Here is a 21,909-nt window from a genome sequence, read left to right as displayed (position 1 = left end):
CCGATGCAGGCGCTAGACAGAAGGGGCACAGCGAAAGGAGCGGGCCCATGACCCCCGAAGAGATCGCCAGGCTGCCCTATCGGCCCTGCGTCGGCGTGATGTTGTTGAACGCCGAAGGGAATGTTTTCGTCGGTCAGCGCAACGACCGCAACGAGGATGCCTGGCAGATGCCGCAAGGCGGCGTCGATAAGGGAGAGGCCCCGGATGCGGCAGCGCTGCGCGAGCTTTGGGAGGAAACCGGGGTGACCGCCGATCTGGTGCAGATCGTGGCCGAGACTGCCTCGTGGCTGCCCTATGACCTGCCGCATGATCTGGTGCCGCGTATCTGGAAGGGGCGCTATCGCGGGCAGGAGCAGAAATGGTTCCTGATGCGGTTTCTCGGGACCGACGATCAGGTCGATATCGCCACCGAGCACCCGGAGTTCAGCACCTGGCGCTGGCAGGAGCCGGTGCATCTGGTCGATCGTATCGTGCCGTTCAAGCGCGCGGTCTATGAGCGGGTGGTGGCGGAATTCGCCCCCTATCTGGGGCTTTGACTGGCAGCCGGGCGTGGGTATGATCTTCCCCGCCTGTCGAGAGAAGGAACAGGGGATGCGTCTTTGTCTTGTCTTGCTGGCTGCCATGCTGGCGCTTGCCGGATGCAGCGGCTGCAACGATCACCCGAATGTGAATGCCGGCGTCGGGATCGGCAGCAGCGGCACCCATTCGCATATGTCCGTGGGTCAAAGTTGCGGGCCGATGAATGTGCGCGTCGGGTCAGGGGGGATGGGGCTGGGCCTGCATCTGTGATATCTTGGACCCCTTGGAGGGGCATCGGCTGTGGGAGCCTCCGGCGGGGATACTTTCAGCCAGAAAAAGGCCAGAAAAGGGCCGGAGCCCCGGGGTCAGTCTTCGTAGAGAGGGATATGGGCGCCCGCATCGCGCGGCAGATCGCCGGTCAGGCGCGGATCGGTGGCGATTTCGATCTGCTGTCCTGTGGGGGTAAAGCCGCTGCGGCGGTAGAAGCCGAGTGCGGCAGGGCTGTCGAGCGTGCAGGTGTGGACGTGGAAGCGCGTGATCGGGCGGGCCCAGGCGCGGGCGATGGCCTGGTTCATCAGGAAGCGACCGGCGCCGGAGCCGATCAGTGTGCCGGTCAGGCCGAAGAAGGCCAGTTCGCAATCACCTTCCTGCCGGAAGTCGAGTTCCAGCAGCCCTTCGGCGCGGCCGTCCTTTTCCAGCACCCAGATCTCGACGCCGGGATCGGTCAGGATGGCGGTCAGCTCTGCCCTCTGCATCCGCAGGCGCGAGAACCAGAGCCAGTCGGCGCCGACCCGGGTGTAGAGGTCGCGATACCAGTCGGTCCCGGGGGACCTGACGCGCCGCAGGGTGACGCCGTCGGGCAGGGGCGCCGGGCGTGGGACGGCAGGGGCGCGCATTTCCAGATGCGTCACCACTGTCGCCAATGTGCCCGGAGGCAGATCGTAAAAACCCGGCGCCAGCGCCATCAGAGCAGGCCCGCGTCTTTCAGCAGGGCAGAGACATCGGCCTCCGGCCGCGGCCCGATGTGGGCGATCACCTCGCGGGCGCAGATATTGCCGATCCTGGCACAGGTTTCCAGATCGCGCCCTGTCGCCAGGCCATAGAGGAAGCCTGCGGCGAACTGATCGCCGGCGCCGGTGGCATCCACGGGAGTGATCCTTTCGACCGGGATGTCGGTGCGGCTGGTGCCCTCCATCACCGTGACCCCGTCGCCGGAGCGGGTGCAGACCACCAGCGGGCAGAGGGCTGCGGTCATCATCAGCGCGTCGTCCAGGTGATCGGTCTGGAACAGCGACTGGATTTCAGCCTCGTTGCCGATGACGAAATCCATCTGATGTTCGATCAGAGACAGGAAGTCACTGCGGTGACGGTCGACGCAGAAGGGATCGGAGATGGCGATGCCGATCTTGCCGCCGCCCTTGTGGCACTCTTTCGCGGCCTGCAGGAAGGCGTCCTTTCCCTTGTCCTTGTCGAAGAGATAGCCTTCGAGGAACATCAGCTGCGCCTGGCCCGCGACCTCGGCTGGCACGTCGTCCGAGCTGAGTTCCGAGGAAATTCCCAGATAGGTGTTCATCGAGCGTTCGCCGTCGGGCGAGACGAAGATCATCGAGCGCGAGGTCGGCAGTTCGCCCTCGGCCACCGGCGGGTTGACGAAATCGACGCTCTGATCGGCCATCGCATCGGCATAGAACCGTCCCAGCGGGTCGTCGCGGACCCGGCCGATGAAGGCGGTCTTCAGCCCCAGTGCGCCGGCGCCGGCGATGGTATTGGCGACTGATCCACCGGGCGTCTGCAGCCGGTTGGTCATGGCGCCGTAAAGCAGTTCGGCGCGGTCGCGCTCGACAAGCTGCATGATGCTCTTCTCGATGCCCATATGGTCGAGAAAGCTGTCGTCAGCCTGGCTGATCACGTCGACGATGGCATTACCGATGCCGACGAGTTGATAGGTGGTCATAGGTTCTTGTCCTCGAATTGGCAGAGATCGCGGATCAGGCAGGTGCCACAAAGCGGTTTGCGCGCCTTGCAGTGATAGCGGCCATGCAGGATCAGCCAGTGATGGGCGTGCTGTTGGAAATCCACCGGCACATTGTCTTCGATGGCGCGTTCTACCACATCGACAGTCTTGCCCGGGCAGATGCCGCTGCGGTTGCCGACCCGGAAGATATGGGTATCGACCGCCTGTGCCGGATAGTGCCACCACATGTTCAGCACCACATTGGCGGTCTTGCGCCCCACGCCGGGCAGCGATTGCAGCGCGGCGCGGGAGTTGGGGACGATGCCGTCATAGTCCTCGACGAGGATCTTCGACAGCTTCATCACGTTCCTGGCCTTGTTGCGGTAAAGCCCGATCGTCTTGATCTGCTCGATCAGCCGATCTTCGCCCAGCTCGAGCATCTTTTGCGGCGTGTCGGCGATCGGGAACAGGTTTCGCGTGGCCTTGTTCACCCCGGCATCGGTCGCCTGTGCCGACAGCGCCACCGCGACCAGCAGGGTATAGGCGTTGACATGTTCCAATTCGCCCTTGGGTTCGGGTTCCCGGGCCTGGAACCGGGTGAAGATCTCGCGGATCGTATGATAATCGAGCTGCTTTGCCATCTGGAACTTAATGCCGTGGGTCGCGGCATCGTGCAACGTGAAAGCGTGGGGCGATTGTGCCCGGGGCGACGGGCTGGCACTGTTGCCGGCAAGTCCGGCGGCGGAGGGGCGGATATGTTGACCGAGATCGGCCAGGGGCTGAGCTATGCCGAGGGCGAGGTGCGCTTTTATGGCGCCCGGTTGATGACCAGGATGAGCGTGGTGGCGCTGCCCGGCGGCGGCTGCGCGGTGATTTCCCCGCTCTTGCCTTCCCCGTCCTTGCTTGGGGCGCTGCGGGCGCTGGGGCCGGTGCGGCATCTGATTTCGCCCAACAAGATCCATAATCAGGGATTGCCGGGCATGGCCGCCACCTTTCCCGGAGCGCAGATCTGGGCCAGCCCCGGCTTGCCTGAGCGGTTGCCCGGACTGGTATATGCCGGCACGCTTGGCGATGCGCCGCATCCGGATTGGGCGCCGGTGCTGGACCAGCATCTGACCCGGGGCAATCTGTTTTTCTCGGAAGTTGCGTTCTTTCATCGGGCCAGCAGGACGCTGATTTTGGCTGATCTGGTGGAGAATGTCACCAAGACCACAATGTCTGGGGGGCTTGCCCGGGCAGCTGCGCGGGCCGGGCGCATCCTGGGTCGGCCGCTGCCGTCGCCCGAATTCCGCATGTATACCGATGACGCCGAGGCCGCGCAGGCGGGAATGGAGGCCATTGCCGCATGGCCGTTTGAACGCATTCTGATGGCGCATGGTGAGATCATCACCGAGAACGCCCATGAAGTTTTCGCCGGAGTCAGGGAGCGCCTGGTCGAAGAGGTGCGTCGCCGCCCCGCCTGGCGCAGAGCGCTTTATCGCTGTCTCGCCTCATGGCAGTAGCGGCGGGGGATCACACCGTGGTCGCGACCTTATCGGCCAGGGCGATGGCGGCCTGCTCGGCCGGGGCGCTGTCGGGGCCGTCACAGAAGGCCGCCAGTGTCACCCCGGGCAGCTTGTCGGGAAAACAGCCGACGTAATTCGCGGCGAAGGGCCCACTGCCGCTGTGGCCCAGGGCAGCGCCGACCCCGGGTGCCGCCCCCAGCATCAGCCCCATGCCATAGCCGGTCGCGCTCCAGGGGCGGCCGGGGATGGCGGGGCCCTCCATTGCCGGTGTGCGCATCAGGGCACGCATGTCCGGTGACAGCAGGTCGCCTTGCAGGATCATCTGCATCATCAGCGCTGCTTCGCGCGCCGTGCCGATCAGGCAGCCGTGATAGACCCAGCCGGGGTGATAATGCTGCGCCGCCGGCCAGTGCAGGGCGGTGAAATCAGCGCGGGTCTTGGCCAGCCGGGCGTTGAGACCCAGCGGCGCCAGGATGCTGTCCCGTATCAGCGTGGACAGCTGTGCCTCGTGGGTTTGTTCCAGCATCTGTCGCAGCAGCAGATAGCCGATGTTGGAATAGGCCCAGCCGGCGCCGGGGATATAGCGTAATGTCTTGGCACCGGCCTGTCGCAGCAGCTCGTCCACCGGCCAGGGCTCTTCGTCGGTTGCCGCCGCCGCTCGATAGGAGGGCAGGCTGGCGTAATCGCCCAGGCCGGCACGGTGTTGCAAAAGCTGGCGCGGGGTATAGGGGCGACCGGGCAGCAGTGTGTCCAATGCGATCAGTCCGCGTTCGGCGTCGCGCAGCACAAGCGCGGCAATCGCCGTCTTGGTCACGCTCCACCACGGCAGAATCGCCGCGCCGGCGGTATCGTGCAGGCTGTGCCCTGCGGCATCGACCGCGGCCATCAGGATTGTCATCGCCATATATCCCTATCTTTCGCGTCCGCATGGTATCGGCCTTCGCGGGCCAATGCGCAATATTCGGGTCGCTTCGTCTTCGGGCAGGCCCTACCTTATTCCGCGAGAGAAAGGGAGCGGATGATGAGCGTTCAGACAGCGATCGGGCGGGGCGGCGAGATGGGAGAGCAGAGCTATCATTTCAATGTGATGCGCCGGGCGATCGAGCTGATCGACCGTACTCAGCAAGCCGGTGGAGAAGCCCTGTCGCTGGAGGAGCTCGCCGCGCAGGTGTCGATGAGCCCGGCGCATTTCCAGCGGCTGTTTTCGCGCTGGGCGGGGGTGTCGCCGAAGAAATTCGAACAATATCTGCGGCTGGGGCAGGCAAAATCGCTGCTGCGGGAACGGTTTACGACGCTGGAGACGGCACATGCGGTGGGGCTGTCGGGCGGCGGGAGGCTGCACGACCTGTTTCTCAGGTGGGAGGCGATGAGCCCCGGGGAATACGCCCGCCACGGGGCCGGGCTGACGATCTTTTGGGGCTGGTTCGATAGCCCCTTCGGCCCGGCGTTGGCGATGGGAACCGAAAAGGGCCTGTGCGGTCTGGCCTTCGCCGCCGAGACCGGGCCGGAGGCAGCGATGGCCGATTTGCGCGGTCGCTGGCCAGAGGCGGAGTTCGTCGAGGATGCTGGCCGGTTGCGCCCGCTGGTCGAGGCCGCGTTTGAGCAAAAGGGGGAAACCGCGCTGCACATGATCGGCTCGCCGCTGCAGATCAAGGTCTGGGAAGCGCTGCTGCGCATCCCCTCGGGCCATGTCACCACCTATTCCGAGATCGCCCAGTCGATCGGCGCGCCGCGCGCGGTGCGCGCGGTGGGAACGGCGGTCGGGCGTAACCCGGTGGGGTGGCTGATCCCCTGCCATCGGGCCTTGCGCAAATCCGGCGGGCTTGGCGGCTATCACTGGGGGCTGCCGGTCAAGCGCGTCATGCTGGCCTATGAGGCCGCGCGGGAGGATGACCGTGGCGTGGCCCGTGACGAGGGGCGGGGACAAGCCGCCGGCTGATCCCGCCATCGCAGCCAGCGCCGCCAGCCCTTGGGTCCTGACGGGAGCTCGGTCGCCTTGCGCGCCTCATGCAGCTTGCGGATCACGCGCAGCTCGATCTCGTGCGGGCTGGGGCGCCGTTCCTGTTCCCAACGGTCGAGCCCGAGGGTGATCATCACGATCCAATCATAAGAACACATCGGTTTTCTCCTGTCTGTTGAGCCGAGAAAACCCGATCGCTGCTGACAGCATGTTGTCAGTGGGCCATGCTAGGATGTCAGCAGACTGACACGCCGACAGACCTGCATGGACCTTTCGCAATGCCCCGCAGCAACCGCTTGTTCGAAATCATCCAGATCTTGCGCGCCGCCCGTGTGCCGATCCGGGCCGAGGATCTGGCCGACAAGCTCGAAGTGTCCAAACGCACGGTCTATCGCGACATCGCGGCGCTTCAGGCGATGCGCACCCCGGTCGAGGGCGAGGCCGGCGTGGGGTATATGCTGCGCAAGGGATACGATCTGCCGCCGCTGAATTTTGACGAGGAGGAGATCGAGGCGCTGCATGTCGGCCTGGCCATGTTGATCCGTACCGGTGACGGGGCCCTGCAACAGGCCGCGGCCAGGGTCAGCCGCAAGATTGCCAATGTTCATGACGCGGCCGACTGGCTGCAGGTGGCGCCCTGGGGCGCGCCGCAGGACGATCCGGAACTGGCCTGCGTCTCGACCGCGCTGTTGCGCCGGGCGGTGCGCGGGGCGCGCAAGCTCAGGCTGACCTATGTCGACAAGGAGGGGCAGCAGACCACCCGGGTGCTGCGGCCGCTGGGGCTGATCTATCACGTCGAGTGCACCCTTCTGGCCGGCTGGTGCGAGTTGCGCGGCGGCTTTCGCCATTTTCGCACCGACCGGATGCTGGGGGCCGACCTTCTGGATCAGAGCTTTGCCGGGGAGGCGGCGGCGCTGCGCAAGCTCTGGCGCGAACAGGAGGACTGGAATTACATCTTCAGCCCCTGATCGTGCCGCCGACCCCGCCCGCCGGGCTCTGGGCGCATGATCACATGGGCGGCATTTCGCCGAAATCATCCGCTCAGTGCTTGAGAGAGCCGGTCCGAGGCTCGATATTGCCTGCAATATCCCGCCTGGACGGGATAAGACCACAAGAGGCAAGCTGATGACCTTCCTGAAGACCTCCACCGCGGTAACGCTTTGTGCCGCCGTCCTGCTGGGCGCCTGTACCGACACGCAATTGCTCAGCTCGAACGATCCCAATGCCAAGACCAAGAACGGGGCGCTGATCGGCGGCCTGCTGGGGGCGGGGATCGGTGCGGTGTCGAATTCCTCGCACAAGACCACCGCCGTGTTGGGCGGAGCCGCTGTGGGCACCATTCTGGGGGCGGCCGTTGGCCAGTCGCTCGACAAGCAGGCGGCGGAGCTGCGTCAGCAGCTCGCCAGCGACGGCATCACCGTCGTCAATACCGGCAACCAGTTGGTGTTGACCCTGCCCAACGACATCACCTTTGCCACCGACAGTTTCACCGTGCGTCCGGCGCTGCGGGCCGATCTGGATACGGTCGCCCAGCATCTGCAACGCTATCCCGACATGCTGGTGCAGGTGATCGGGCACACCGACAGCGATGGCGACGCGGCCTATAACGTTGGCCTGTCGCGCCGCCGGGCAAGTGCCGTGGCCGATATCCTGCAAGCCGATGGCATCTCCTACACCCGCCTCACCACCATCGGGCGCGGCGAGGAACAGCCGGTCGCCTCGAACCTGACGGCCGAGGGCAAGGCCCGGAACCGTCGGGTCGAAATCGTGATGATCCCGACCAAATGAGCTGGGGCCGCAAGGTGACCAGGTAAGACGGGCTGGCCCGGCGCCACGGTGGCGCCGGGCGGCGGGGCGGTCTAGGCTGGGTCCGATAGCTTAATGCGATAAGGATTGAATCTGAATGACTGCTCTTACCCTTCTGGGTCTCGCCGGCGCGCTCCGCCGCGAGTCGACCAATCGCATGTTGATCCGCGAGGCTGCGAGGGCCTTCGGTCCGGCCGATTTTATCGAGGCCGATCTGGCGCTGCCGCTCTATGATGGCGATCTTGAGCAGAGCGCGGGCATTCCCGATGTGGTGCAGCGGCTGGCCGATCAGATTGCTGCGGCCGATGCGGTGGTGATTTCCACTCCGGAATATAACAAGGGTCCCTCGGGAGTGCTGAAGAATGCGCTCGACTGGGTCAGCCGGACGGCGAATAATCCCTGGATCGACACGCCAGTGGCGGTGATGTCCTCGGCCGAAGGGCGCGCCGGTGGCGAGCGGTCGCAGATGGTGCTGCGTGGTTTTCTCACCCCGTTCCAGCCTCGTCTGCTGACCGGGCCGGAGCTGCATGTCGCCGATTGTCGCAATCAGTTCGATGCCGAGGGCCGGTTGATCAGCGATCGCTATGCCGCGACGCTGGAGAAGCTGATGCAGAAGCTGCGCGCCGAGATCAGGGGCTGAGCCTGCCCCGCACGCCGGGGGCTTTGCCCCCGGACCCCCAGGATATTTGGACCAGATCGAAGGAGGGGCGCGAGGTCAGATGATCGGCGTCGCGATCTCGATCAGATTGCCGTCGGGGTCGCGGATGTAGAGCGACAGGATCGGGCCGTTGGCGCCGGTGCGGCGGACAGGGCCCTCTTCGATCGGGATGCCGCGGGCGGCGAGATGGGCCTGCCAGTCGGTAAGCGGTGTCTCGGTCAGGAAACAGAGGTCTGCCGTTCCGGGGCCGGGCTGGGCGGCCTTCGGATCGAAGGGGGCGGCGGCGGGGTGCAGGTTGATCTTCTGGTGCCCGAAGATCAGCGCGGTGCGGCGGCTGCCGTCGGCGGGATGAAAAACCTCGATCCGCATGCCGAGTGCATCAGTATAGAAGTCGACCGTCGTGTCGATATCCGTCACTGTCAGGACCAGATGGTCGAGCGCGGTGAGGCGGGGGGTGGTCACAGCGAGGCCTCTGGTCGGAAGGCGTCGGGGATGGCATCGCGCCCGTCGAGCATCAGATCGGCCATTACCTCGGCCACCTTGGGGGCCATGCCAAAGCCGATCTTGAAACCGCCATTGGCGATGAATTGGCCTGGGTGCAGCGGATGCGCGCCCAGCATCGGCGCACGCGACTTGCTGCGGGGGCGCAGCCCGGCCCAGCGTTCGATCACCGGCACATCGGCGAGCACCGGCATGGCGGCGATGGCGCGGGCGATCACCGTGTCAAGCTGGGTGTCGGTCGCGGTCGCATCGTCGAAGTCCCGCTCGCTGGTAGAGCCGATCGCCAGGGTGCCATCGGCATGGGGCACGATATGGACCGTATCGGCGAAAAGTTGCGGCGCCTTGGGGCCGGCGTCATAGGCGAGGAGTGCCGCCTGTCCCTTGACCGCATTGCCCACCACCTTGCCGAAATGGGCGGAAAGTTCCGCCAGGCCGGCGGCGCCGGTGGCGTGGAGCACCTGACCCTCTCCCGCGCCTTCGGTCACGATCTCGGCCCCCTTGGCCTTGAGCGCCGCGACCAGCGCGGCGCAGGCGCGGCGTGGGTGCATGCGGGCGCTGAGGGTATCGTGGATTACGAGGCCCGTGGGCGATGGCGGTGCCCAGGGGCCGAAGTCCTCCGTCGGGCGCACGGTCCAGGTGGCGCGATCCTGCCACAGTTCGGTCGCGGTGATCTCGCGGGCGCGGGCCAGCTCCAGCGCACGCGCGTCGGCGATCGGCTGCAGCCGGCCGGTGCGGCCATAGCCGGTGCTGGTGCCGCCCGTCGCCTCGACCCCAGTCCAGAAGTCTTCGGCCATCAGCAGGCTGTCGAGCTGGAACGCCTTCTTGTCGTTCCAATTCTCGGGCACATGGGGGGCGAGGGCGCCGACCAGTCCGCCGGAGGCGCCGGCGCCGGGACCGAAGGGATCGATCACCCGCACCTTTGCCCCGCGCCGAGCACAGGCCCAGGCGGTTGCCAGCCCGAAGGCCCCCGCGCCGAAGATCGTCACATCCGCCATTGCCATCGTCGCCGCCTTTCTTCAATGTCGCGCCGTTCTTGACTGTCTTACGGAAAATTCGAATGGCCGACCAGCGGGCGGAACTCATATGGCGCGACGGCGGCGTGCCGGTCTCGACGCGATTCGACGACCCTTATTTCTCGCTGGAAAATGGGATGGCGGAGACGCGGCATGTCTTCCTGGCCGGCAACGATCTGCCGGTGCGGTTTCGCCCCGGTTTCCGGATTGCCGAACTGGGCTTCGGCACCGGGCTGAACCTGCTGTCGGCCTGGGCGTTGTGGGAGCAGAGCGGTCAGCCGGGTGCACTCAACTTCACCACCTTCGAGGCCTTTCCGATGGCGCCTGTGGACATGGCGCAGGCGCTGGAGGCCTTTCCCGACCTCGCCCCCTGGGCGGCGCGGTTCCTGGCGGTTTGGCCGGGGACCGGCCGTGTGGAGCTGGACACGCTGCATTTCGAAATGATCGAGGGCGATGCCCGCGTCACCCTGCCCGCATGGCAAGGCCACGCGGATGCCTGGTTCCTTGACGGTTTCGCGCCGGCCAAGAATCCCGAACTCTGGGGCGACGATCTACTGGCGGAGGTGGCCGGCCACACCGCTCCGGGCGGCATGGCCGCGACCTATACCGCCGCCGGTTTCGTGCGTCGCGGGCTGGAGGCTGCCGGCTTCGCGGTGGAACGCGCGCCGGGCTTCGGGCGCAAGCGGCATATGACACGGGCGAGGATGCCGGAATGATCGGGGCGCAACGCAACAACGTGCGTCTGGGCATTCTGCTGATGGTGGGATCGACCATCGTCTTTGCCCTGCAGGACGGGATTTCGCGCCATCTAGCGGGGGCTTACAACACCTGGATGGTGGTGATGATCCGCTATTGGTTCTTTGCTGCCTTCGTCATCTTTCTGGCCGCCCGGTCGCGCGGCGGGCTGCGGGCGACGACGCGGACCGAGCAACCATTTCTGCAGATCTTTCGTGGGCTTCTGCTGGCCGGCGAGGTCTGTGTCGCGATCTATGGCTTCACCGTTCTAGGGCTGATCCAGAGCCAGGCGGTCTTCATCTGTTACCCGCTGCTGGTGGCTGCCCTGTCGGGGCCGGTTCTGGGTGAAAGCGTTGGCTGGCGGCGCTGGGTGGCGATCGGCATCGGGCTTGTCGGGGTGATGATCATCCTGCAACCGGGCGTCGGCGTCTTCAATCTGGCGGCGATCATCCCGCTGATCTCGGCGCTGATGTTCGCGCTTTACGGGCTTTTGACCCGCTATGTGGCGCGGCGCGATACGGCGGCCACCAGCTTTTTCTGGACCGGGGTGGCCGGGGCGGTGATGATGTCGGCGATTGGTATCTGGTTCTGGGAGCCGATGACCCGTCCCGACTGGGCCTGGATGTCGCTGCTTTGTGTGATGGGGGCGCTGGGCCATTGGCTGTTGATCAAATGCTATGAGGTGGCCGAGGCCGGGGCGGTGCAGCCCTTCGCCTATTTCCACCTGATCTGGGCGTCGATCCTGGGGATGACGGTGTTCGGCGAGGTGCTGCGCAACAACATCCTGATCGGCGCTGCGCTGATTGTGGCAGCGGGGCTGTTCACCCTATGGCGCGAACGCGTGAAGGGTTGAGCCGGCAAGCTCCTGCGAAAACGGGATCGGCAGCGGCGTCATCCCCAGCCGGGCGCGATAGACGGGCAGGCTTTCGGTGACTCGCATGACGTAATTGCGGGTCTCGTCGAAGGGGATGTTTTCGATCCAGTCGACGATATCGGTGCCGGAGGTCCGCGGATCGCCGAAATCCTCGATCCATTGCGCCGGGCGGCGCGGCCCGGCGTTATATCCAGCAGCCATCAACACGACGTTGCCGTCGAAATCTCCCGCCAGTTTCGCCAGGTAATTGGCGCCGAGCTTGGCGTTATAGCTCCAGTCGCTGGTCAGCCGGTCGGTGCTGTGCCCGCCCAGAAGGCCGAGCTGTCCGGCCACCAGCTTGGCGGTGGCGGGCATCACCTGCATCAGCCCGCGCGCGCCGGCGCCGCTGATCACCGTGGGGTCGAATTCGCTTTCCCGCCGGGCGATCGCCAGTGTCATTTCCTTGGCCATCGGCAACTCGAGATCGGCAACCGGGTGTAGCGGGTAATAAACCCCCTCCAGCACGATCCCGCGAGAGGCGACGCGTTTGGCGATCATCACCGCCAGATGCGGCCGGCCCATGTCGAGCGCCATCGCCCCCATCTGGGCCGCCTGCTGCGGATCGAGGCTTTCGACCAGATGGGTCAGAAAACGTTCGCCCAGGTCGACTTCGTCGGCGTCAAGCAGCATCAGCCCCGCCTGGGTGACGCTGGAGGTCAGAAAACCGGCCTTGTGCCAGTCTGGCGGCGGGGCGGGGGTGACCAGCGCCGGGTCGAAGGGGCGGCCAATCCGCTCTGCTGCCAACAGACCGTAGAACGAGGTCTGCTGCCCGGCGGCCATCGCATAGGCGGCATAGGCGTTGTCGGTATCTCCCTGTGCCGCATAGGCGCGGCCCAGCCAATAGCCCGCGCGTCCCTTCGAGATCGGCGTGGCGACAGACGCGTCGAAATTGCGGAAATGCCGGATCGCGGTCTTCGGATCGTGCAGGCGGGTCAATGCGGCATAGCCGGCGAGCCATTCCAGATCGGCATAGTCATACCCGGCCTCCGGGGTGAGCTGATGGAACGCGGCGATCTTATAGGCTTGTTCTCCGTTGCCGGCGCGGAGTTGTTCGCGCGCCAGCCAGCGGCGGCGCTGCGCCCAGGCGGCGGGCTCTCCGAGATCGGCGGCGCTTTGGGAATGGGCCAGTAGCAGGGCGATGGCATCGTCGCTGCGCCCCTTGCGGTGGCGCCAGACAAATCGCGCATAGGACAGGCCCGGATCCTCCTGCAGCCGGTCGGGGAGCTTCGCGATCAACCCGTCGACGCCGGGCGACATCTCAAGCAGGGCGATCCGGGCTTCGGCCAAGGCGCGCTGGTCGTCTGAAACCAACGGCAGCATCTGCCGGGCGCTGGCGAAATTGCTGTCCCAGATCATCCGGTCGAGCCGGGCCTGGTGGTGAGGGGCCAGAAGCTTGCGGTGCCGGTCGAGATAGATCGCCTGCAGACCGGCGCCCATCGGCAGGGTGCGCCAAGCCAGAACCAGCCCGGCTTCCGCATCGCCGAGATGCCCCCGCGCCGCCTGGGCCTTGGCCAGAACCAGGGCCCCTTCGGCGGTTTGCGGCGGGTGATTGGCGAAGAAGGACAGCACCTGATCGGTCGGTGCGTCGTCGAAGGCTGCCTCGCTCTTGCGGCGCAGCCAGTCGAGCCCGGGCCAATCCGGTCGGCGCGCCAGAAATACCTGCACATCCCCGGCAGTGCCCTTGCCGGCACGGAGCCAGTGCCAGACGACGATATCGCGCGAGATCGAGCCGCGCGCGCCAGACACCGCCAGCGCCTGATCCCAGTCGCCGGCACGCATCGCCTCAAGCCCTTTGGTCAGGCCCTCGGGGGCGGCGGCCCGGGCGATGGGGGCAAGCGCCAGAAGCGCCAGCGCCAGCCCCGCGAAGAGCATCCGGATCAGGTGAGGCGAGACCGCCCGCTTGTGCGACATCCCTTGCATTTCTCATATAACCGTGGCTAGAGCCTTTGACGATAATCCGCGCAGAGCGGGGATCAACACACAATCGCGGAAAACGGTTCGGTTCGGCGGACTGCAGCCCGCAATCACCAGATTTGATGGCGGGTGGAGCCCCGCCCGACACGCTTTAAGGAGCACCTCCATGTTCAAAGGCTCAATGACAGCCCTCGTCACCCCGTTCCGCAACGGCGAGCTGGACCTGGATGCACTTAAACGTCTGGTCGAATGGCAGATATCCGAAGGAACCACCGGTCTGGTGCCGGTCGGCACCACTGGTGAAAGCCCGACGCTCAGCCATGACGAACACGAGACGGTCATCGCCGAGGTGGTCAAGGCCGCCGCCGGCCGGGTGCCGGTGGTTGCTGGCGCCGGGTCGAACAACACGGTCGAGGCGATTCGCTTTGTGCAATTCGCCGCCTTCGCCGGTGCCGATGCGGCACTGGTGGTGACGCCCTATTACAACAAGCCGACCCAGCGCGGCATGATCGGCCATTTCACCGCGCTGCACGATTGCGCCGAGATCCCGATCATCATCTACAATATCCCCGGTCGTTCGGCCGTCGACATGACGCCTGCCACCATGGGGCAACTGGCGAAACTGCCGCGCATCGTCGGCGTCAAGGACGCCACCGGCAAGCTGGAGCGGGTGAGCCAGCAACGCATGACCTGCGGCGCCGATTTCATCCAACTGTCGGGCGAAGATGCCACCGCTCTGGGCTTCAACGCCCATGGCGGCGTCGGCTGCATCTCGGTCACCGCCAATGTGGCACCGAAGCTCTGCGCCGAATTCCAGACAGCGACGCTCGCCGGCGATTACAAGCTTGCGCTCGACTATCAGGACAAGCTGATGCCGCTGCACGAGGCGATCTTCATCGAACCGGGGCTGGTCGGCGCGAAATACGCCCTGTCGAAACTGGACATGTGCAGTGACGAAGTCCGCTCGCCGCTGACCGGGCTGGAAGACAGCACCAAGGCCGCGATCGACGCCGCGATGAAGCACGCGGGCATTCTTTGATCCCGGGGCGGGCGCGCCAGGGCGGCGCGCGTGCTGTTGCGTAGAATTCGAGAGCGCAGGGCACCGTGCTGGTGTCCTGCGCTTTTCCGTTTGTCGCCCGGCCATTCTGAGACTGTTGCCCCAGCGGTCAGCGACGCCGGGCTAGAGCAGGGCGCGTCCGGCTGCGGCGATCCGGGCGATACCTTCGGAGATCCGTGCCGTGGGGATCGAGGAATAGCCCAGCCGGTAATAACCCCTTGGCCGCTCCGGTCCGGCAAAGAACGGGGCGCCGGGTTCGATATAGACGCTTTCATCCAGCAGCCGGGCCGCGAGCCGGCCGCTGTCGACACCTTCGGGCGTCTGCATCCAGAGAGATGAGCCGCCATAGACGCCCCGTCCGGCAATGGTCAGCCCCTGGGTGGAGATCGCCTGTTCCATCTCTCGGCGACGGTCGTGCAGGGCCTGGCTCATTCGCCGGATCTGACTGTCGTAATGGCCGAGCGACAGGAAATAGGCGGCAGTGCGCTGGATGTGGCCGGGCGGGTGGCGCAGCATGGCGGCGCGCAGGGCGCGCGCCTCACGGATGAAGGGTTCCGAACCGACCATGTAGCCCAGCCGCAGCCCTGGAAACAGTGACTTCGAGAAGCTGCCGACATAGATCACCCGCCCGTCTTCATCGAGCGATTTCAGCGCGGGAGATGGGCGCGCCAGAAAGGCCATTTCGAATTCATAATCGTCCTCGATCACCAGCGCGTCGAGCGTGCGAGCGCGGGCGAGCAGCGCCTGGCGCCGTGCCAGTGGCATGGTGGCGGTGGTCGGGCATTGGTGGCTGGGGGTGGTGAAGATCACTTCGGTGCCTTCGGGGATCGCCTCGGGGGGCAAGCCGTCGGCATCGACCCGCACCGGCATCAGCCGGCAGCCCGAATGGGTCAGCAGATCGCGCTGGGCGGGATAGGAGGGATCTTCGATCACCGCCTGCCGGCGCTGGTTCAGGAGCATGCGAGAGGTCAGCCAGAGGGCATTCTGGGCACCCAGCGTGATCAATATCTCTTCCGGTCGGGCCGAGATGCCGCGCCGGGGCAATGTGTGACGGGCGATGTATTCGACCAGCAGCGGATCGTCGCGGTCGTTGTAATCATCCGTCAGCGCGGCGAAATCCTTCTGCCCCAGCGCCCGCATCGCGCATTGCCGCCAATTGGCATGATCGAACAGCGTCGGATCGGTCTGCCCGTAGATGAAGGGATAGCGGAAGCTGCGCCAGTCCTTCGGCTTGACCGGGGTGTCGCCGCCGGTGAAGCGCTGAACCAGGGCATGCGACCAATCCACCCGGTCGGCGTTGCGTGGTTGCGGCGAATAGACCGGCGGCACCGGGGCGGTGTCCGAGACATAGTAACCCGAGCGCCCCCGGGCGCTGAGATAATCGTTGGCCACCAGTTCGGTATAGGCCAGCGTCACAGTGATCCGGCTGACGCCCAGATGTGCTGCCAGACGACGCGAGGAGGGCAGCTTTTCCCCTGCGTGAAAGCGGCCCGACAGGATGCCTTCGGCAATCATCTGCTGCACCTGCGCCTGCAGGGTGCCGGGCGCGTCGGGGCTGAGGAAAAAGGTTTCGACGGCGATGGGCATGAGATCAGCATAAGTTGGACTTAAGTTGGCTGTAAACTGGACTTAAGGGGGGCGCCAGAACCGTCTGCCATCCTCAATCTAAAACTGTCCGTTCTCGTCGCCAAAGCCGCATCTTTGCCACCTATTCTTGCACCGGGGTGGGGCGGTGAACGCGTGCCCGGGGCGATCTACACAGCCTGGGGGAGTTGACAGTTTTTAATGATTCGATATAACTAGTTTTATAGTTATGTTTGGAGGTGCAGGCAATGCTGGCAGAAATGGCCCAGGGGTTTGCGGCGATGGGGGCGGATTCGCGATTGCAGGTGTTGCGCGTTCTGGTTCGGGCCGGCGGTGCCGGGCTGACCGTCGGAGACATTCAGGACCGAACCGGCATCGCGCCTTCGACGCTTGCGCATCACCTGAAGGTGCTCGCTGCTGGGGGCGTGGTGGAGCAGGAAAAGCAGGGGCGCCAGGTGATCAACCGGGCGCATTACGAACGGCTGCGGGAACTGGCCGATTTTATTCTGAGCGAATGTTGCGCCGATCTGGAAGACGGAGGGAAAACGGATGGTTGAAGCGACTCAAATCCGGCCAGTGGCGGCCGGGCGGTCTCGTCTGCGGGCGATGCTGCAAGGGCTGAAATCGCCCTGGGCGATGATTGTGCTGCTGCTGCTGGCGGTGGCGGTGCTGGATCCGGAAAATCTGGGGCCAGTGGGGCTGTTTGCAGGGGCTGCACTGGCTCAGACTGCAAAATATATCGTGATCGCGGTGCTGCTGCTGGCCTATCTCAAGGCGTCGGGGGCCGAAGCGCTGGTGGCCCGGGCCTTTGAAGGGCGAGAGATGCGGATGATCTTTTTCGCGGCCCTTCTGGGCGGGTTGGCGCCGTTTTGTTCCTGTCAGGTGATTCCCTTCATCGCGGGGCTGCTGGCTCTGGGGGCGCCGTTGTCGGCGGTGATGGCCTTTTGGCTGTCGTCTCCGCTGATTGATCCGCCGACGCTGTTGATCACTGCCGGGGCGCTGGGTTGGCCGTTTGCGCTGGCCAAGGCGGTGGCGGCGGTGGCGCTGGGCCTGTTCGGGGGCCTTGCCGTCAAGGCTCTGGCGCGGGGCGGGGCCTTGTCAGAACCGTTGAAGCAGGTGCAGCGCAAAAGCTGTTGCGGCTGCGGCGGCCCGAAGGAACATGACAAGCCGGTTTGGCGGTTCTGGAGCGAAATTCCCCGGCGGGAAATCTTCCGCAAAGAGGTTTTCACCAACGGGCTGTTCTTGCTGAAATGGCTGGCGCTGGCCTATGTGCTGGAGGCGCTTCTGGTGCGCTACGTTCCCGCCGACCTGATCGCGCAACTTGTCGGCGGCGAAGGCGTCGGGTCGATCGCTATCGCGGCACTGGTGGGGATGCCGGCCTATCTGAACTCCTATGTGGCGCCGCCGCTGTTGGCCGGCTTGATCGGGCAGGGGATGAGTGTCGGGTCGGCGATGGCCTTCATGATCGCCGGTGCGGTCAGCTCGATCCCGGCGATGGCTGCGGTCTGGTCGCTGGTCAAGCCGCGGGTTTTTGCGCTTTATCTGGGGTTGGGGCTGGTGGGTGCGGTTCTGGCGGGACTGATGTTCCAGCTTGTGATGTGACCCCGCTATGCTCTGCCCCTGACATGGGGGCAGAGCGTAGCGGACCGCCTCGTCGGATCAAGGTCGACAGAAAACAGTGAACGGGGCCGGTTGCGCCCCGTTCCGGGTTTGATCCGCTCAGGCGACGGTGACACGACCGTCTAGGATGATGCCGGTCTGGTCCGAAATGGTGCCGATCTCGCGCAGCGCCGCGATCAGCTCGTTACGATAGACGAGGCCGGTGTGGCTCCAGGGCAGGGTACGCACGTCGAAGCTGGGAATATCGCCTGCCACGCCGCCGCCGATCGGCTTGCCGTTCCAGGTCTCACCAAAGGCGCCGAGCGAGATATAGCTGTTGAAGGCCATGGTGAAGGGTTTCTCCAGCACCTCTTCCACCGGCTGGCCGTTCAGCGTGATGTCGACCGCCTGCGCCTCGGCCGCAGAGCCACCCAGTGCGATCCGGTAACGGATGCCGGAGGAGAAATGCAGGAACCCGCGTGAGACGAATTCGGACAGATCGGTGCCGGAGACCTCTTCCGGGCGCAGGATGCGCTTGGCGTTCGAATTCAGCATGTCGCGGATCTGGGCGCCGGTCAGGGTGGCGACGTCGATCACATCGGCATAGGGCATCACGTCGAACCATTCGCGGAAGGTCAGCGGCCCCTTGGCGATGCCGCGGGCCAGCCCGGTGGCGTTGAACAGCGAGAAATCGACCGCTCCACCTGGAAAGCTGGCCGAGCGTTTGACCAGAGTGTCGTTCATCAGGTTGCCGATGGCGGCCTCGCCGACATAGCGGTCGGCAATGGTGCGCGGGGTGGAGACCAGGGTGTCGTCGGCGACCTGGGCGATCACCTCGGACAGTTTGGCGTCGAGCGCCGCGATCATCGGCGCCATCACTTGCGCCTCGAAACCGGCATCGAAATCGCCATCATGCTCGGCGTTGGCGAATTTCTCGTCCTCCGGTTTCAGCCGGTCGTCGCGGCGCTTGATCGGGTGCAGCGAGACGTTGGAGAACCACTGATCGCGGCCCTGACCCGGGGCCACTGACATCACGATATCGCCAAGGAACTGGCCATTGGCTTTGGCCTGGGTCAGCAACAGCCCGGCCACCATATTGTCGGCGTCAATGCCGTCGGTATTGAGCTGGGTGTGCGAATGGCCACCGATCAGCACCACGGGTTTGCTGGCCATCGGGCCGATGGCGTCGGCGATGTCGAAATCGCCTTCGCCGATCAGCCGGGCGGTGCCGGCCTTGCCGGATTGGTGCATGCCGCGGCCGTAACCGCAGTGCGACAGGATCACCACCACGTCCGAGACCGCCTCGACCGCCTTGTAGAGGTTGGCGGCGCTTTCCACCGGGCTGGCGACGGCCAGGGTGGGGTCGCTTTCCATGCCGACCCGGGTGTCGATGGCGGTGGTCAGGCCGATGAAGCCGATCCTGAGCCCCTTCACCTCGGCCACGGCGGCGGGGGTGTAATCGACGTCCCGCGCGATATGGGCCGAGTTGTTCACATTGGCCGACAGCACCGGGAAGGCGGCATCGCGGTCGAGCCCGATCTTGAGCTGGGCGGCGCCACGGTCGAATTCATGGTTGCCCAGAACGGCGAGATCGACACCGGCGGCAGAGGCGGCACGATAGCCGGCATCGGCGACGAAGTCTTCCGGGGTCCAACCCATCAGCTCGTCAAAGACCGAACCGGTGTGATCGTCGCCGCCGGAGAGGAGCAGTACGATTTCATCGTCGCCGGCCTGCGCCTTGGCGGCTTTCACCAGTTGCACCATCTGCGCCATGCGGTGGGTATCGCCGCGCTTGCCGTCGAGATCGGTCATGTGATTGTGCATGTCGTTGAAATGCATCAGCCGCAACACCCGACGGCTGCCCTCGGGCAGGCTGCGGGCGGGTTCGGTGGCGCCGTCTTCGGTCAGGATCGTGGTGATCGGGCCGGACAGCGGATCGCCCTTCAGAAGATAGAGCTTTTCAAAGCTGCCGCGGGGGTTCGGCTGGACCGCGACCATCGCCAGTTCGCCGGCGCCGGGGGCGGCATTGGCACGGATGACGATGGCGGGAGAGACGGCGGCGGCAGCGGCCAGTGCGGAGCTGCGGGCCAGAAAGCCGCGGCGGGTAAGACGGGGCATGGAAACCTCCTGGAGGAAATGTGTCCGGGTGGCTCTGCTGCGGTGGCGCGACGCTGGCATGACGTCTTGGTGACAGATCGGTGAAACCTGAGGGAGGCGCTGGGGCCGGGCCGGCGCGGACGGGCGGGCACGGGCCGGGTGTCAGACCGCAATAAGCCGGCAATCGGCAGCGGCGCAGGCGGCGGCGGTGTCTTCGGGCAGGGTGCCGCCGTGAACCACCACGTCATAGTCCTGAAGGTGCCCGTGCCTCAGCGGCGCCGGGCGGTCGATCTTGGTGCTGTCGAGGATCAGAACGGTGCGCGCGGCGCAGGCGGCGATGGCGCGGCGGGCGCGGATTTCCTCGGGGGTGAAATCCATCACCTCACCCTCGGGCGACAGGGCGCCGCAGCTGAAGACGGCGACATCCAGCCGGAACTGGCCGAAGAATTCCTGACTTTCGGCGCCGATGATATCGAGGTCGCGCAGCCGGACCTTGCCCCCGGCCAGATGCACGGTGACGCCTGGTGCCGCCCGCAGGGCCAGTACGGCGTGGATGTTGTTGGTCGCCACCAGCAGGTTTTCCCGCCCGATCAGGGCGCGGGCGACCTCTTCGACCGTGGTGCCGGTGCCGAGCGCGACGCGCGCGCCGTCGGGGATCAGCCTGGCGACTGCCTGGCCGATCCGCCCCTTTTCGTCCCGCGCGATGGCAAGGCGCGGTTGATAGCCGATGTTTTCTGTGCCCCGGTTCAGGCTCGCCTCGCCATGGCGGCGGCGCACCACGCCCTGTTCGTCCAGTTCGCGCAGGTCGGTGCGGATGGTCTGCACCGAAACTGCCAGCCGCCCGGCTAGATCGGCGGCCGACAGGCTGCCGTGGATCGACAGGAGATTGACGATTCGGTCGCGGCGGCGGGCCAGGTCCGGGGCGGACATTCTATTTTCCTTCGAAAGTGGTTTTCGCCAATCCCTTGCCTAGCCTGACGCTCCATTTCTGCAAAGGAATTTATTTTTGCTGTTTTTTGCCGAGTGTCACGAAGCTGTCATGCGGCGTCTATAGCCGGGGGCCATTCGCCGGAGGCCGCATCTTGGCTTTCGAACGAAAGGCAGATTGGACCATAGGAGCCCCTGATGAAACTGCGCTTTGCCGCCCTTCTCGCCCTGGCCGTGCCCTTCGGTGCCCAGGCTGAAACCCTGACCCTCTATACCTCGCAGCCCAATGCGGATGCCCAGCAGACCGTCGATGCCTTCGAGGCGGCCAACCCCGGCATCAAGGTTGATTGGGTGCGCGACGGCACCACCAAGCTGATGGCCCGCCTGACCGCCGAGATCGAGGCCGGCGCACCGCAGCCCGACGTGCTGCTGATCGCCGATTCCGTGACCATGGAAGGCATGGCGCAGAAGGGCGAACTGCTGGCCTACAAGTCGCCCGAGGCCGTGGCCTATGACCCGGCGCTCTACAGTGCGGACGGCTATTATTATTCGACCAAGGTGATCACCACCGGCATCGTCTATAACACCGGGGCCGCCAAGGCGCCGCTGGCCTGGGCCGATCTGGCGGGCGACGGGATGGACAACATGATCGCGATGCCGTCGCCGCTCTATTCCGGCGCGGCGCTGATTCATCTGGCCACGCTGACCGGCAATCCGGCGCTGGGTTGGGATTTCTATGAAAAGCTGGCAGCCGAACATGCGCGGGCCGAGGGTGGCAATGGCGGCACTTTCAAGGCAGTTGCCTCGGGCGAAAAACCCTATGGCATGGTTGTCGATTTCCTGGCGATCCGGAACATGGCCAAGGGCTCGCCGGTCAAATTCGTCTTTCCGGCCGAGGGAGTCTCTTATGTGACCGAGCCGGTGGCGATCCTGTCGACGGCGAAGAACGTGCCGGCGGCTGAGAAATTCGTCGACTTCGTGCTGAGCGAGACGGGCCAGAAACTGGTTGTCGATATGGGATATATCCCGGCACGGCCCGATACCGGCATGCCTGAAGGTTTCCCAGCGCGTGAAGAGATCAAGCTGATGGCCTTCGATCCGGCTGCTGCGCTGAAAAACGCCGAAGCGAACAAGACCCGCTTTGCTGAGATCTTCGGTGTGAAATGA

23 protein-coding genes are annotated in these 21,909 nt (G+C 65.3%); 13 read left to right on the top strand and 10 right to left on the bottom strand.

Features of this window, described 5'->3' with window-relative positions; genetic code table 11:
- The first annotated feature begins 47 nt into the window (after positions 1 to 47).
- Positions 48 to 536, top strand: coding sequence for an RNA pyrophosphohydrolase (locus tag G455_RS0103750; RefSeq protein ID WP_028092459.1), 489 nt, complete (start codon positions 48 to 50; stop codon positions 534 to 536).
- Between the two features lie 55 nt (positions 537 to 591).
- Positions 592 to 789 (top strand): hypothetical protein, encoded by a 198-nt coding sequence (locus tag G455_RS0103745; RefSeq protein WP_028092458.1) that lies wholly within the window; start codon positions 592 to 594, stop codon positions 787 to 789.
- Between the two features lie 95 nt (positions 790 to 884).
- On the opposite strand, the gene G455_RS0103740 is transcribed toward G455_RS0103745, so the two are convergent.
- From G455_RS0103740 to nth, 3 genes are read right to left on the bottom strand one after another with little or no spacing between them, the layout of a single operon-like run.
- Entirely contained in the window at positions 885 to 1,484 is a 600-nt protein-coding gene (locus G455_RS0103740; protein WP_028092457.1) for a GNAT family N-acetyltransferase, read from the bottom strand.
- The gene (locus G455_RS0103735) at positions 1,484 to 2,473 is read right to left on the bottom strand and encodes an adenosine kinase (protein WP_028092456.1); all 990 of its coding nucleotides are present in this window, start codon (positions 2,471 to 2,473) and stop codon (positions 1,484 to 1,486) included. The genes G455_RS0103740 and G455_RS0103735 overlap by 1 nt, the downstream gene beginning before the upstream one ends.
- Positions 2,470 to 3,114, bottom strand: a complete 645-nt coding sequence (gene nth / locus G455_RS0103730; RefSeq protein WP_028092455.1) for an endonuclease III — start codon at positions 3,112 to 3,114, stop codon at positions 2,470 to 2,472. Before nth ends, G455_RS0103735 begins: the two co-directional genes overlap by 4 nt.
- A gap of 114 nt (positions 3,115 to 3,228) precedes the next feature.
- Between nth and G455_RS23245 the strand changes: the two genes are divergently transcribed.
- Positions 3,229 to 3,975: a DUF4336 domain-containing protein gene (locus G455_RS23245; RefSeq protein WP_051312131.1), complete on the top strand. Its 747-nt coding sequence runs from the start codon at positions 3,229 to 3,231 to the stop codon at positions 3,973 to 3,975.
- A 10-nt stretch (positions 3,976 to 3,985) separates the two neighbouring features.
- Here G455_RS23245 and G455_RS23240 read toward each other — a convergent pair whose 3' ends face one another.
- Positions 3,986 to 4,882 (bottom strand): serine hydrolase domain-containing protein, encoded by an 897-nt coding sequence (locus G455_RS23240; RefSeq protein ID WP_051312129.1) that lies wholly within the window; start codon positions 4,880 to 4,882, stop codon positions 3,986 to 3,988.
- Positions 4,883 to 4,999: 117 nt separating this feature from the next.
- Here G455_RS23240 and G455_RS0103715 point away from each other — a divergent pair, with 117 nt between their 5' ends.
- The 4 genes from G455_RS0103715 (at position 5,000) to G455_RS0103700 (ending at position 8,384) form a co-directional block, all read left to right on the top strand.
- On the top strand, positions 5,000 to 5,917 hold the full coding sequence (locus G455_RS0103715; protein ID WP_028092454.1) for a methylated-DNA--[protein]-cysteine S-methyltransferase: 918 nt from the start codon (positions 5,000 to 5,002) through the stop codon (positions 5,915 to 5,917).
- Between the two features lie 299 nt (positions 5,918 to 6,216).
- Positions 6,217 to 6,906, top strand: coding sequence for a helix-turn-helix transcriptional regulator (locus G455_RS0103710; protein ID WP_028092453.1), 690 nt, complete (start codon positions 6,217 to 6,219; stop codon positions 6,904 to 6,906).
- A gap of 157 nt (positions 6,907 to 7,063) precedes the next feature.
- Positions 7,064 to 7,726 (top strand): OmpA family protein, encoded by a 663-nt coding sequence (locus tag G455_RS0103705; protein ID WP_028092452.1) that lies wholly within the window; start codon positions 7,064 to 7,066, stop codon positions 7,724 to 7,726.
- A gap of 115 nt (positions 7,727 to 7,841) precedes the next feature.
- On the top strand, positions 7,842 to 8,384 hold the full coding sequence (locus G455_RS0103700; RefSeq protein WP_028092451.1) for an NADPH-dependent FMN reductase: 543 nt from the start codon (positions 7,842 to 7,844) through the stop codon (positions 8,382 to 8,384).
- Between the two features lie 75 nt (positions 8,385 to 8,459).
- On the opposite strand, the gene G455_RS0103695 is transcribed toward G455_RS0103700, so the two are convergent.
- Together G455_RS0103695 and G455_RS0103690 are read right to left on the bottom strand one after the other, a co-directional pair.
- Positions 8,460 to 8,864, bottom strand: coding sequence for a VOC family protein (locus G455_RS0103695; protein WP_028092450.1), 405 nt, complete (start codon positions 8,862 to 8,864; stop codon positions 8,460 to 8,462).
- Positions 8,861 to 9,904 carry an NAD(P)/FAD-dependent oxidoreductase gene (locus G455_RS0103690; RefSeq protein ID WP_028092449.1) on the bottom strand — a complete coding sequence of 348 codons (1,044 nt, stop codon included), beginning with the start codon at positions 9,902 to 9,904 and terminating at the stop codon, positions 8,861 to 8,863. The genes G455_RS0103695 and G455_RS0103690 overlap by 4 nt, the downstream gene beginning before the upstream one ends.
- Positions 9,905 to 9,960: 56 nt before the next feature.
- On the opposite strand from G455_RS0103690, the gene mnmD reads away from it, so the two are divergent.
- Both mnmD and G455_RS0103680 read left to right on the top strand, forming a co-directional pair.
- Complete coding sequence (gene mnmD / locus G455_RS0103685; protein WP_028092448.1) at positions 9,961 to 10,632, top strand: tRNA (5-methylaminomethyl-2-thiouridine)(34)-methyltransferase MnmD; 672 nt, start codon at positions 9,961 to 9,963, stop codon at positions 10,630 to 10,632.
- Positions 10,629 to 11,504, top strand: a complete 876-nt coding sequence (locus tag G455_RS0103680) for a DMT family transporter (RefSeq protein WP_028092447.1) — start codon at positions 10,629 to 10,631, stop codon at positions 11,502 to 11,504. The genes mnmD and G455_RS0103680 overlap by 4 nt, the downstream gene beginning before the upstream one ends.
- On the opposite strand, the gene G455_RS0103675 is transcribed toward G455_RS0103680, so the two are convergent.
- Positions 11,478 to 13,475, bottom strand: coding sequence for a lytic transglycosylase domain-containing protein (locus tag G455_RS0103675; protein WP_407636236.1), 1,998 nt, complete (start codon positions 13,473 to 13,475; stop codon positions 11,478 to 11,480). The genes G455_RS0103680 and G455_RS0103675 overlap by 27 nt on opposite strands.
- A gap of 169 nt (positions 13,476 to 13,644) precedes the next feature.
- Here G455_RS0103675 and dapA point away from each other — a divergent pair, with 169 nt between their 5' ends.
- Positions 13,645 to 14,517, top strand: coding sequence for a 4-hydroxy-tetrahydrodipicolinate synthase (gene dapA, locus G455_RS0103670; RefSeq protein WP_028092445.1), 873 nt, complete (start codon positions 13,645 to 13,647; stop codon positions 14,515 to 14,517).
- Positions 14,518 to 14,658: 141 nt separating this feature from the next.
- On the opposite strand, the gene pdxR is transcribed toward dapA, so the two are convergent.
- Complete coding sequence (gene pdxR, locus G455_RS0103665; protein WP_028092444.1) at positions 14,659 to 16,122, bottom strand: MocR-like pyridoxine biosynthesis transcription factor PdxR; 1,464 nt, start codon at positions 16,120 to 16,122, stop codon at positions 14,659 to 14,661.
- A 245-nt stretch (positions 16,123 to 16,367) separates the two neighbouring features.
- Here pdxR and G455_RS0103660 point away from each other — a divergent pair, with 245 nt between their 5' ends.
- Positions 16,368 to 16,676: an ArsR/SmtB family transcription factor gene (locus G455_RS0103660; RefSeq protein ID WP_028092443.1), complete on the top strand. Its 309-nt coding sequence runs from the start codon at positions 16,368 to 16,370 to the stop codon at positions 16,674 to 16,676.
- The gene (locus G455_RS0103655) at positions 16,669 to 17,721 is read left to right on the top strand and encodes a permease (RefSeq protein WP_028092442.1); all 1,053 of its coding nucleotides are present in this window, start codon (positions 16,669 to 16,671) and stop codon (positions 17,719 to 17,721) included. Before G455_RS0103660 ends, G455_RS0103655 begins: the two co-directional genes overlap by 8 nt.
- Before the next feature lie 117 nt (positions 17,722 to 17,838).
- Here the strand turns inward: G455_RS0103655 and G455_RS0103650 are convergent, their stop codons facing one another.
- Both G455_RS0103650 and G455_RS0103645 read right to left on the bottom strand, forming a co-directional pair.
- Positions 17,839 to 19,836: a bifunctional metallophosphatase/5'-nucleotidase gene (locus G455_RS0103650; RefSeq protein WP_028092441.1), complete on the bottom strand. Its 1,998-nt coding sequence runs from the start codon at positions 19,834 to 19,836 to the stop codon at positions 17,839 to 17,841.
- A gap of 141 nt (positions 19,837 to 19,977) precedes the next feature.
- Complete coding sequence (locus G455_RS0103645) at positions 19,978 to 20,745, bottom strand: DeoR/GlpR family DNA-binding transcription regulator (RefSeq protein ID WP_028092440.1); 768 nt, start codon at positions 20,743 to 20,745, stop codon at positions 19,978 to 19,980.
- Positions 20,746 to 20,940: 195 nt separating this feature from the next.
- Here G455_RS0103645 and G455_RS0103640 point away from each other — a divergent pair, with 195 nt between their 5' ends.
- The gene (locus G455_RS0103640; protein WP_035366064.1) at positions 20,941 to 21,909 is read left to right on the top strand and encodes an ABC transporter substrate-binding protein; all 969 of its coding nucleotides are present in this window, start codon (positions 20,941 to 20,943) and stop codon (positions 21,907 to 21,909) included.

The sequence above is a fragment of the Pseudodonghicola xiamenensis DSM 18339 genome (assembly GCF_000429365.1).
Classification (GTDB): Bacteria; Pseudomonadota; Alphaproteobacteria; order Rhodobacterales; family Rhodobacteraceae; genus Pseudodonghicola; species Pseudodonghicola xiamenensis.
This window is presented reverse-complemented; position numbering and strand designations above follow the sequence as displayed.